Here is an 11,737-nt window from a genome sequence, read left to right on the forward strand (position 1 = left end):
CTTCCACGGAAGGGAATGGACCATGCCCATCACATGCCCATCAACGACTTCAGTCGCTCGCGACGCTCGCGAAGGCCGTGGAACTCGGCAGCACCCGTCAGGCTGCGCTGGCCCAGGGCGTCACGCCCCAGGCGGCCAGTCAAACCATCGCGCAGCTGGAGCAGCGTCTCGGGGTGCGCCTGTTGCACCGGACGACGCAACCCTTTCGCCGACGGAGGAGGGGCAACGCTTGCTGGAACACGCTGGCCGCCCTGGCCGCGCTGGAAAGCGCCTTGATGCTGGCGCGGGAGTCGAAGGAAGAGATTGCCGGCCCGCTGCGCATCGCCGGGCCGAAATCCTCGTTCGGCCCGATCCTCATGCCGCTACTCGATGCGTTCTGTCGTGCGCATCCCGGCATCCGGCCCGACGTCCAGCTCGATGACGCGATCGGCGATTGGGTGCTGGATCGCGTCGATGTCGGCTTCCGGTTCGGCGCATCGGCCAGGGAAGGCGTGATCGGCCGGCAGTTGTTTCCGATCCAGATGATCGTGTGCGCAACGCCCGGCTACTTGAAGGCGCATGGCGCGCCGTCCACGCTCGACGATCTGGCGGCGCATCGCTGCAGCGTGTTTCGGCATCCGGTGACGGACAAGGCGTCGCCCTGGTATCGACGGTGGACGGCAAGCTCGAACATCGTCACCTGTCGCCCACGTTCGCGATGAACGATACCGATCTGGAAGTGCGGGCCGTGCTGTCGGGCCAGGTCATCGGGCAACTCGCCAATTTTCTGGCTACGGCCCATATTCGGGCAGGGCGGCTGGTGCCGGTTCTGCTTCGGCACGTGCGCGCGCACACCGGCTGCATCTGTATTACGGAAATCGAAACGCGATGCCCCGACGCGTGCGCGCGTTTCTCGATCTCGCGTTCGAGCGGCGGCATGATTGCCGTGATTACGTGCTGGCTGACAAAGAGCTTGCGCGATTTGGGGAGCGGCCGAAGCGGTCGCGACTATCTCCGTAAAAGCGTTCCGAGGATTGCTGACGGCCGTCATTCAGCAAGGTGTCATGGCAAGGAAATCACCAGTCGGCCCAGGCGAGCAATCGAATGGCGCTTGGCATACATCAATCGACGCAGGACGATTCAGCGTTGCTCATCGCCGCGACGCGATAAAAAATGATTTGAGGCCGCGATTCGGAAAATCGGCTTGTATCGCTGTCGCGAAGTTTTCAATTCTTGCGATGAAAATTCGACGACACGATGTGAAGTGCTCGGTAATGCGCGGATAGAATGTCGCCTCCTGCCGGGGGCGGGAGCCCGAGACCACGGGCTTGTATATAAAGCGCATAAAAAAAATGAACGTCGGTTCCCGCCATGCCGCGCCTGAGTCGGCGCACAGCTTCGCCTTGAAGTACCGCCCTGACATCGACGGATTGCGTGCGGTGGCCGTCACACTGGTCGTACTGTTCCACGCGTTTCCGTCCGCACTGAAAGGCGGCTTCGCGGGCGTCGATATTTTCTTCGTCATCTCGGGCTTCCTGATCGGCAACATCATTCTGTCCGAATTGGCCGCTGGCTCGTTCAGCCTGGCCGGTTTCTATGCGCGGCGCGTAAAGAGAATCTTCCCGGCCTTGCTGTTGGTCCTGATAGGGTGTTTCGCGTTCGGCTGGTTCGAGTTGCTGGCCGACGACTTCAAGCTGCTCGGCGCGCAGATCGCCGGCGGTGCAGCCTTCGTCTCGAACTTTGTCCTCTGGCACCAGGCTGGCTACTTCGACACGCTGTCGGAGAAAAAGCCGCTCCTGCACCTTTGGTCGCTTGCGATCGAGGAACAGTTCTATCTGGTATGGCCGCTGATCCTGATGCTGATTCACCGGCTGCGTCGCAGCGCCGGCCAGGCGATTGCCGCGGTTTGGGTGCTGTCGTTCGGATATAACGTCTTGACCGTGCAGCATGACGATGTCGCGGCGTTCTACTCGCCTCTGAGCCGCTTCTGGGAACTGATGACGGGCTGCGCCCTGGCGTGGCTCACGGCCGATGGGCAAGGCCGGCTCACGCGTTCCAACGAGCTTGCATCGTGGTCGGGCGCAGCGCTGATCGGTGCTGCCGTGCTGCTGCTCGACGATGCGAAGCCGTTTCCCGGCTGGTGGGCGCTCCTGCCGACACTCGGCGCGGCCCTGGTGATCGCCGGTGGCCCGTCCACGGTGCTCAACCGCGGCCTGTCGCGCCGCGCCGTCGTCTGGGTGGGCCTGATCAGCTATCCGCTGTACCTCTGGCACTGGCCGCTGCTGGCCTTCGCTCGCATCATGGCAGCCGGTGTGCCGTCGTGGCCGTTGCGCGCCGGCATGGTGGTGCTGGCCGTCGTGCTCGCGGCATTGACCACGTTCGCCATCGAGCGTCCGATTCGTCGCATGAAGTTGCGCGGTGCGTGGCATGTACTGGTGCTCTGCGTGCTGATCGCCGGTATCGGCGTGGCGGGTTATCTGGCGTACAAACGTGACGGCATGGGCTTCCGAATGTCCACCATGGCGAACCGGTTCACCTCGACGGATTTCGACATGAAGACGGCGTGGCGCGAGCATTCGTGTTTCCTCGAGGGCGACGACAAGAGCGTATTCCCAGCAGCATGCGACGGACACGGCAAGGGGCCGCTCGTGGTGCTCTGGGGCGATTCCTTCGCTGCCGCTCTTTATCCGGGCCTGGTTGACCTCCAGCGGCACTATCGATACCAGCTGGCCCAATACACTGCGTCCGGTTGCCCGCCATTGCTGCCCGGCGACGCCGATCACGCCCGTTGCGCCGAGGTGCACAAGCTGTCGATCGAGGCGATCCGGCGCGGCAAGCCTGACCTTGTGATCCTCGACGCAAACTGGACCGCGTCGGATCTGTTGAAGATTCCGGCCACGGTGACCGTGCTGCGCGCGGCCGGCGTGCGCCATATCGTCCTGGTGGGCTCGGTGCCGCATTGGCAGGACTCGCTGCCGAACGTCTATTGGGCCTATTGGCGCGCAAACGGGCACGCGATATTGCCGGCGCGATCGAAGTTCGCCCTGCAGCCGAACTTCGACATCGTGAATGCGCAGGTACGTGCGGTGGCGGCCGAGACGGGTGTCGGTTTCGCCGACTCGTTCGACGCGATGTGCAACGAGCGGGGCTGTGATACCCGCGTCGGTGAGGGGAAGGGAGAGATTTCGGCGTTCGACACCGGGCACCTGACGCTGGGTGGCGCGGTGATGATGATCAACGCAGTGGCCGGGCAACTGTTGATTCCGTCGATCGCGGCAACGATTACACCGGGTGGCGCGCAATCTTCGAGAGGCTGACAGTCAGGCGAGGATAACGTAGAACTGCAACAATACGCGGGCTCGCGTCAATGCGATTGATTCATGCGGAGTCGGCATGCATTTCCGAGAAACTGGCGGTCTCGGCGTGCTCTGGAAGCGATCGGAAAGCCTCGGTCGTTCACTCATCCTGGCAATCGACGAGGGCCGTTCGCGGCAATACATGACAAGGAAAACCTTGAAGCTGATCACCATGCTCGGCGCGCTTGCAATCGTGTCCGCGACGACCGCGGCACATGCCGAGAGTCTTGCGGCGATCACCGGACTTAACGACGACTATTTACGATATGTAGGCAGCGTCGGTGGAACAAACCTCGTATCCGATTTGGGTGGACCACGCTGCAGTCGATTTGGACTGGGTGCTCCTGAAGACCTGAATCTGGTGACATCTTTCTCGCTGGGGTCAGACGACGATGCAACCAGTGCGATCAGCGTCAAAACCGCGCCGTTTTCTCGTCCCAGGTCGCCGATGGCTTTGCCTCGCTGCTGACCACAAGGCGAGATCGGCGCGATAGGCAAGCACCTTGGCGATGTCATCCGCATGCGCTGCCGGAGCGACACGCCCAATCCTGAGCGGATCGTCGCTGCATAGATTGGGCAATCCCACACCATGATTATGTATTGGCTAACAAATAGCTTTCGAGATGCGCGTTTCGATCGAAGCGTCCGCGAGATTGAACCGATATATGCCGGCGCCAAAACGAGACTATCGGGACAGATCAATTCGTCTAGGGAGAAAACCAGAAAACGTTTGCGGGAATTCCAATATGTGGTTTAAAAAAACCAATCAATCCGTATCCGTTGGAATTAAGCCCCAATCGACGCATGAACGAAGAAATACTGCGTAAGATTTGGTGAATCAAGTTAAAATCCGCGCCGTTTCATCGATGCGACGCCGTGGCAACGGCAGCCTGTCGCAGCGATTTCCCGCTTCGAACACTCGCGAACCCAGAATGACATTGCGCTTTCATGCGCGGTGCAATCCGAAGACCTGCATGCGAAATCAAACCGACCTGTCGGGCGCTGCATTGTGCGCGCCGTGGCGGCAGTGGAACGCGCAACGCCGCGCCGTGTCGCGTGCGTTGTGTATCGGCCTGTCGTGGCTGCTCATTGGTGCGATCAATGCGCCCACTCGGGCGATCGCCCAGTCGGCCCCCGCGCGCGTCGAAATGCCGGCGGCAGCGCAGCCGCTCCCGGCCGCCGGTGATACGGCCACCACCCACCGTCCCAATCTGGCCTTCTACTTCGGCGCCAATCCGCCGGTCGACGCCTTGCAGGCCTTCGACGCGGTGGTGGTGGACCCCGCGCGCGGTTTCGATCCGCTGGCCCATCCGCTCGCGCACACGCTGTGGATGGCGCGCACCACGGCCGAGGCCGGCGAAGCGCCGGCGCAGTTCGTGGCACGCGCCATCGAGCCGTTGTGGCAGCGTGGCTATCGCGGCTTTCTGCTCGACTCGCCGGAAGCGCTCGCCGCCGTCGCCGCGATTCGCGCGGCGCACCCCGACGCGCGGCTCGTTGCCGGCGGCCCGGATGCCTTGCAGGCCGCCATGCCCATCGCGCGGGAACTCTACGCGGTGGTCGGCGATTCGCTGGTGCATGGCCTGAACGAGACCGGCGCGTTCCCGCTCGATGTACCGCCCGCGCTGCGCGACAGCCGCGCGGCGGCCGCCCGCGCGTTCACCGCGCAAACCGGGGTGCCGGTGGTGTCGATCGAATCCTGCGCGCGCACCGATCGCACCTGCGCGCGCCAGACCGCCGAAACGGTGCTGGCGCTCGGCGTCGAGCCGTACGTGACGAGCCCCGCGCGCGACATCGTGGGCATCGGCGCGATCGAGGTGCTGCCGCGCAAGATCCTCGTGGTGCAGGATCACAACCCGAAGCAGCCGCTCGACGGCAGCATCGGCGTGCGCGATCTCGCCACGCCGCTGAACTATCTCGGCTACGACGTGCAATACGCGGATTTCGCCTCCGGCCTGCCGAACGACATCACGCCCGACCGTTACGCGGGGGTGGTGGTGTGGCTGCAGGGCACGGGCGTGCCGAACACGCGCGCCTGGGAGCGCTGGATCGCCGCGCGCGTGGTCGACCACGTGCCGGTGGCGTTCCTCGACCAGCTCGGCTTCGATCCGGCCGGCCCGCTCGGGGCGGGGCTGGGCCTGCAGACGGTGGCCGGGCCGTTCTCGGGGCCGGTGAACGTGATCGCCCGCGATCCGATGATCGGTTTCGAAATCAATCCCCGCAACGACCCGCGCGACTTGCTCGGCGTGCACGTCGGCGCGACGGGCCATGCACTGCTGCGCCTCGGCGTGAACGGTGGCGAGCTGGACCCGGTGGCGATCCTGCCGTGGGGCGGCTACGCGCTCGCGCCGTACACGGTGGTGTCGCTCGACGGTGTGGAGATGGAGCGCTGGGCGATCCAGCCGATGTCGTTCCTGAGCGCCGCGCTGCGGCTGCCGGCGCTGCCGTCGCCGAGCGTGACCACCGAAAACGGCCGCCGCCTGCTGATGACGCACGTGGATGGCGACGGTTTCGCGTCGCGCACCGAGTTTCCCGGCCCGGACTATTCGGGCGAGGCGCTCTACGAGCAGATCTTCTCGCGCTACAAGATCCCGATGACGCTGTCGGTGATCGAGGGCGAGGTCGGCCCGGCCGGGCTGTATCCGAAGATCTCGCCTCGGCTCGAAGAGATCGCGCGCAAGATGTTCGCGCTGCCGTGGGTCGAGATCGGTACGCACACCTACTCGCACCCGTTCCAGTGGGAAGACGTGGACGGCAGCACCGGCGCGAAGGTCGATCGCGGCGGCGGCGACGCGGCGTTCTCGCTGAACATCCCGGGCTACAAGTTCAATATCGACCGCGAGATCACCGGCTCGATCGACTACATCAACGCGAAGCTCGCGCCGCAGGACAAGAAGGTGGTGGTGCTGCAATGGTCGGGCGACTGCCAGCCGCCCGGCATCGTGGTGCGCAAGGTGTACGAGGCCGGCGTCTACAACTTCAACGGCGGCGACACGGTGATCACGCGCTCGCAGCCGACCTGGACGGCGATCGCGCCGATCGGCGTCGACAAGGGACCGGACGCGTATCAGGTCTACGCGCCGAACCAGGACGAGAACGTCTACACCAACGATTGGCAAGGCCCGTTCTACGGCTTCGACCGCGTGCTCGAAACCTTCTCGATGACCGACAGCCCGCTGCGCTTCAAGCCGATCGACATCTACTACCACATGTACAGCGGCACCAAGGTGGCGTCGCTGCGCTCGCTCGACAAGATTTTCGCGGCCGTGCTGAAGCAGCCGCTGTTGCCGGTGCACGTGACCGACTACATCCGCAAGGTGCTCGACTGGCACACCTTCGCGGTGGCGCGCCAGACCGGCACGCGCGACGGCTGGCTGGTGCGCGGCAACGGCATGGTGCGCGAGCTGCACTGGGCCGGCAGCGAGGTGCCCGACCTCGCGCACGCCTCGGGCGTGACCGGCTATGCGCCCGGCCCCGACGGCAACTACCTCCACATCGACGACGGCGCCGCGCGCTTCACGCTTGCGCCGGCCGCCGCAGCCGCAGCGCCGCAACGCCCCTACATCGCGGTGGCCAACGGCTTCGTGCGGCACTTCCGGGTGACGCCGCACGGCCTCGCGTTCGAATTCGGCGGCTACTACCAGCCGTTCGTCGAACTGGCGAACGCGCAGCGTTGCAGCGTGCGGGTCGTCGGCCAGCCGGTCGCGACGCACGCGGACGGCGCGCTGCTGCGCTTCGACACGACCGGCGTGGCCGGTTCGCGCGTCACGTATCAAGCCGTCGAGATCGATTGTGGCCGCTGACCGCCCGCGCATCGCCCCGCCGTGGCTCGTGCTGCTGCTGGCGGCGGGGGCGGTGGCGATCCTCTATACGGCGTGGCCGCGCGAAGCGCTGCGCGAGCGGATCGCCTCGACTGCCGGCCCGAGCGAACTGGGCGTGGCGTATCAGGAGGCCTGGCTGCGCGTGCAGCCCGACAACGTCGAGCTGCTCAAGACGCTCGGCGAGCAATACGAGCAACTGGGCCGTCGTGAGGATGCCGAACGGATCGCCATGCGCATGGACGCGCAGCCCGACGCGCGCCTGCATCGCGCGGCCACGCTGCTGCGCCTGAACGTGGACGAGCAGCAGGCGTTTGCGTTCCCGCCCGGCGATCCGCGCCGCGCCAGCGCGATCGCCTCGCTGCGGGCCCGGCTCGCGGCGGTGGCGGGCGATGCCTGGGACACCGACGAACTCATCGTGCTGGCCCGCAACGCGGCCGCGCTCGACTTGCCGGCGCTGGCCGCGCAGTTCTACGAGCGCCTGGTGCGGCAGGACGCGCCGAACCGTCGGCGCTGGAATGCCGAGGTCGCGAAGTACGGCTTGTGGGGCGGCGATTACCGGCGCGCGGCGGCGGCGTGGTTCAGCCTGCAGGCCGATGCGACGACGCGCGCCGAACAGCGCCGCTGCTTCATCGCGGGCGTGGCCGCGCTGCGCGCCGGCAATCATCTGAACGAGGCGCTGGCCGCCGCTCAAGCGCACCTCGGCGGCCTCGCCGACGATCGCGACACGTTGATCGTGCTGCTCAATCTGGCTCGGGCCGCGCAGCGTCCCGATCTCGTCGATCAATACGCGAAGACGCTGCTCGGCTTGTCCGGGCAGCAAGTGGGCCGCGCGGACGTGGGCCGGATCGAGCGCGCCGCGCTGCGGGTTGCGTCGATGCAAGCGACAACGTCGCGCCGTACGCACGCGGCGGCGTTCCTCTACATGGACGGCCCGGTCGGCGAGGGCTGGCCGCGTGCGCGGCGCATCGCGACGCGGGCGGGCGAGGTGCGGATCGTGCGGGTTGCGGCCACCACTGGGCAGGCACCGGCCGACGGCGGTGCTGCCACCGCACCCGCCGCCAGCCGCGCCTCCGACGATCTGCCGAGCCTGCTCTACCAGTCGTTCCTCGAATCGAACGACCTCGCCAACGCGCAGAAGGTCGCCACCGATCAAGTGGCGAAGACTCCGCATTCGGCGCTGTGGCTCAAGCGTCTCGCGCAGGTCGCCGAATGGAACAACGCGCCGCTGCTCGCGCTGCATACGTGGCTCGGCTACGCGCAGGCGTCGAACGATCCGTCCGGCTGGTCCAATGTGCTGCGCCTCGCGCCGATGCTGCACGACGATGCCAGCTACGTCGTGGCGCTCGTGCATGCGTCGGATGCGGCGCCGAACGACATGCGGCTGGTCGATACCACCACCGCCACATTCGAGCGGCTCGGCCGGCCCGAGGACGCGCTGGCCTTCCTGCACGCGCGCCTGCGCACCGCCGGCAGCCACGCGCTTGACGAACGCATGGCGCTGCTCGCCGAGCGCGCCGGCCACGACGACGAGGCGCTCGGCATCTGGCGCAAGCTCCAACAGGCGGAACCGGGCAACACGTCCTACGCGCTGCACGGCGCGAGCATCCTGTATCGCCAGGGCCAGTACGCCCCGGCGCTCGCGATGCTGCAGGCCGCGCAGCCGGGCGCGGCCGACGCCGATACGCAGTTCTGGCGCAACGAGGCGCAGCTCGCGCGCCTGCTGCAACAGGACGGCATCGCCGACGCGGCCTACCGGCATCTGCTGGCCAGCGGCGTGGCGACTCCGGACGACCTGAGCGCGATGACGTACTTCTACGATCCGTACCCGCTCGACGCGGGGCGCACCTCGCAGCTTCAGTTCGAGCGCGATCACACGATGCGCGCGTTGCAGGAAGCGATCTACTACTACACGCTGGCGCGCGCGATGGATCGCGTCGATGCGCTGCTCAAGAGCCTCTCGCCGGAGGATCGCGCGCGCGCCGAACAATCGCCGGGCGTGCTCGGCGCGCGTGCGGAGTTTTACCGCGAAACCGGCGCGCCGCTGGCCGCGCTCGCCGACCTGCGCCGCGCGGTCGATCTGCCGGGCGCGACCGACGACGTGCGCGCCGCGCTGATCTGGACGCTGGTGGATTACGGCAGCGACGCCGAGCTGCGCAACATGATGGTCGCGTGGCGCTCGCGCGCGTTGCAGGACAGCGCGCTGTGGGGGCCGTTCGCGGCGGCCGAGATGCGCATGAACCGGCCGGCCGCCGCGCTCGATCTGCTGCGGCGGCAGGGCGCGTCGATGTCGCGCGATCCGCTGTGGCTGCTCACGCTCGCCGAAGCGCACGAGGATGCCGGCGACCCGGACCTGGCGTGGTCGATCCGCCGCAAGGTCTGGCTGCAGATGGCGCAGGACGTGAAGGCCGAGACGGCGGGCGGCGGCGCGGCGCGCGCGCTGCGGGCACGCCGCGCCGGGCAGGACCCCGAGCGGCGCGACGAGCTGCGGGGCCGCCGCGTGCTGCTGGCCGACATCTTCGAGAACGGCGACGCGGCGGCGGCCTTGCTCGGCCAGTTGCTGAAAGACGACGGCGGCGCCGACACCATGGCCGCGACGCGCCGCACGCTGCTGGGCGACACGCCCGGCTTGCCGCCCGAACCGGCCAGCCATGCGCTGGACCAGGCGGCGGCCGCGCGTCTGCGCTCGGCGGTGGCGATCGATGTGGCGATCGCCTCGGCGCTGTCCCACGACGCCAGCCCGCTCGCGACGCGCTGGCTGGCGCGGCAATACGCGAGCCGCCTCGCGCGCCCGGCCGATTCGCAACTGACGCTCGCGCTGGCCGAGGGCGACACCGCCACCATGCAGCGGCTCGTCGACCAGCGCGGCTCGCGGCTGCCGATCGACGGCCGCATCGACGCGCTGCTCGCGCTCGACCGCCCCGGCGAAGCCGAGCAGCTCGCGTTCGACGGCCTGGCCGGCGCGCCGCGCAACGCCTTGCTGCACGAGCGCCTGGTCGATACCGCGATGGCGTGGCCGCAATCGCTCAGTACGGGCGTCGAAAGCCAGGTCGAGCATCCGCTCGATACCGTCGAGCATCGGATCGGCGGCAGCGTGAAGATCGGCGACAACCTGATGGTGGGCGTGACCGCGCTGGAGCGCTTCCAGCGCAGCGCCGATCAAACCCAGTTGGTGAACGTGCCGGGCGTGGACCGCTCGGTCGATGTCCACCTGCGCCGCCAGACGCGCAACACCGCGGTGCAGTTGACGCTGGGGCGGCGCGAGGGCCTCGACAGTTTCAACACGGTCAGCGTGTCGGGCGAGCTCGGCCGCAATTCGCCGGTAGGGCTGACGGGCAGCATCGGACGCAACCAGCGGGCCACCGAATCGCAGTTGCTGTCGGTGGGCGGCATGAAGGACAACCTGATCGGCGGCGCGCGCTGGACCCTCTCTCAGCGCCTGCTGGTGACGGGCAGCGTGGAGGCGGACCGCTTCTACAGCCAGGCGCGCAATTTTCTGGGCAGCGGCGTGCTGACCTCGGGCGAAATCGAATACAAGCTGCGCCTGGATTACCCGGATTTCACGCTGCGACTGAGCGGTGCGCGCGGCCGATACTCGGCCACCGGCACCGCGGACCCGTTGCTCGCGCGGCTGTCGCCGGCCGCGCTCGGGCCGTTGACCGCCGCCGGCGCGATGCCGCCGACCTATGCGCAGTACGGGCTCTCGTTCGGCTTCGGCACCGATCTGCTCGATCGCTACACGCATCGCTGGCGGCCGTTCCTCGATATCGGCATCGTGCACGATTCGGTGCAGGGCTGGGGGCCGCAGATCACGGCGGGCGCCGCCGGCAGCGTGTTCGGCGGCGATCACGCGGTGTTCTATCTGGAGCGCGAAAGCGTGTCCCAGGCCGGCTCGGAACCGGTGACGGTGATCGGCGGGCGCTACAGCTGGTTCTATTGACGCGTGCGCCGGCCTGGGCCGTGCGCGCCGAACGAATGACGACATGAAACGAAGGAGCAGGGCAATGAGTGGAATGGAACGAAGCAAGCGGGCCCTCTCGTGGTGCGCGGCGGCGGCCACGGCAACGCTGCTGCTGGCGGGCTGCGGCACGCTGAAGGGTACCGCCGCGCCGGCCTTGCAGGCACACGATGCGGTGGCGGTCGGGGCGATCGCGAACTACACCGAAACGCCGTCGGCCGGCCAGAGCGCGGCGTCGATCGCGGCCAACGTGCTGCGCGCCGACGGCCTCGCGGACGTGCGCTTCGCGCCGGACGACGCGGGTTCGAGCGCGCTGTTCGACACCGCGCAGCGCAGCGACGGCCAGCAGAAGCTGGCGTGGGCGCAGTCGCAGCAAATTCGCTACGTGCTGTCCGGCTCGGTCGAGGAATGGCGCTATAAAACCGGCGTGGACGGCGAGCCGGTGGTCGGCCTCACGTTCGAGCTGACCGACGTGAACACCGGCAAGGTGGTCTGGAGCGCCACCGGCACGCGCAACGGCTGGAGCCGTTCGAGCCTCGCGGGCGTGGCCACCGGGCTGATCGCGAAGGTGCTCGCGCCGCTCGCGCCGCGCCGTTGAGGCCGGGTGCGCCACGCGTTCGCCCTCGCGC

At 67.5% G+C, this 11,737-nt stretch carries 5 protein-coding genes and 1 pseudogene; all 6 read left to right on the plus strand.

Going from position 1 to position 11,737, the window contains the following annotated elements; translation table 11 throughout:
• Nucleotides 1–33 precede the first annotated feature (33 nt).
• The 6 genes and pseudogenes from AB4850_RS18260 (at nucleotide 34) to AB4850_RS18285 (ending at nucleotide 11,706) form a co-directional block, all read left to right on the plus strand.
• Nucleotides 34–999, plus strand: a pseudogene (locus AB4850_RS18260) (LysR family transcriptional regulator).
• 332 nt (nucleotides 1,000–1,331) lie between these two features.
• Nucleotides 1,332–3,296: an acyltransferase family protein gene (locus tag AB4850_RS18265; RefSeq protein ID WP_414444418.1), complete on the plus strand. Its 1,965-nt coding sequence runs from the start codon at nucleotides 1,332–1,334 to the stop codon at nucleotides 3,294–3,296.
• Nucleotides 3,297–3,372: 76 nt separating this feature from the next.
• Nucleotides 3,373–3,804, plus strand: a complete 432-nt coding sequence (locus AB4850_RS18270) for a hypothetical protein (RefSeq protein ID WP_414444419.1) — start codon at nucleotides 3,373–3,375, stop codon at nucleotides 3,802–3,804.
• A 505-nt stretch (nucleotides 3,805–4,309) separates the two neighbouring features.
• A complete protein-coding gene (locus AB4850_RS18275) occupies nucleotides 4,310–7,135 on the plus strand; it encodes a sugar ABC transporter (protein WP_414444420.1) in 2,826 nt (941 codons plus the stop codon).
• Nucleotides 7,125–11,090 carry a tetratricopeptide repeat protein gene (locus AB4850_RS18280; RefSeq protein WP_414444421.1) on the plus strand — a complete coding sequence of 1,322 codons (3,966 nt, stop codon included), beginning with the start codon at nucleotides 7,125–7,127 and terminating at the stop codon, nucleotides 11,088–11,090. Before AB4850_RS18275 ends, AB4850_RS18280 begins: the two co-directional genes overlap by 11 nt.
• Nucleotides 11,091–11,163: 73 nt before the next feature.
• Complete coding sequence (locus AB4850_RS18285) at nucleotides 11,164–11,706, plus strand: penicillin-binding protein activator LpoB (protein WP_414444422.1); 543 nt, start codon at nucleotides 11,164–11,166, stop codon at nucleotides 11,704–11,706.
• The last annotated feature ends 31 nt before the right edge of the window (nucleotides 11,707–11,737 follow it).

It is taken from the genome of Burkholderia sp. 22PA0106, from assembly GCF_047497155.1.
Lineage (GTDB): Bacteria > Pseudomonadota > Gammaproteobacteria > Burkholderiales > Burkholderiaceae > Burkholderia.

Bases quoted from the DNA above. Each gene is read 5' to 3' on its own strand.
- AB4850_RS18265 (WP_414444418.1), top strand. From the start codon at position 1,332: ATGAACGTCGGTTCCCGCCATGCCGCGCCTGAGTCGGCGCACAGCTTC.
- AB4850_RS18270 (WP_414444419.1), top strand. From the start codon at position 3,373: ATGCATTTCCGAGAAACTGGCGGTCTCGGCGTGCTCTGGAAGCGATCG.
- AB4850_RS18275 (WP_414444420.1), top strand. From the start codon at position 4,310: ATGCGAAATCAAACCGACCTGTCGGGCGCTGCATTGTGCGCGCCGTGG.
- AB4850_RS18285 (WP_414444422.1), top strand. From the start codon at position 11,164: ATGGAACGAAGCAAGCGGGCCCTCTCGTGGTGCGCGGCGGCGGCCACG.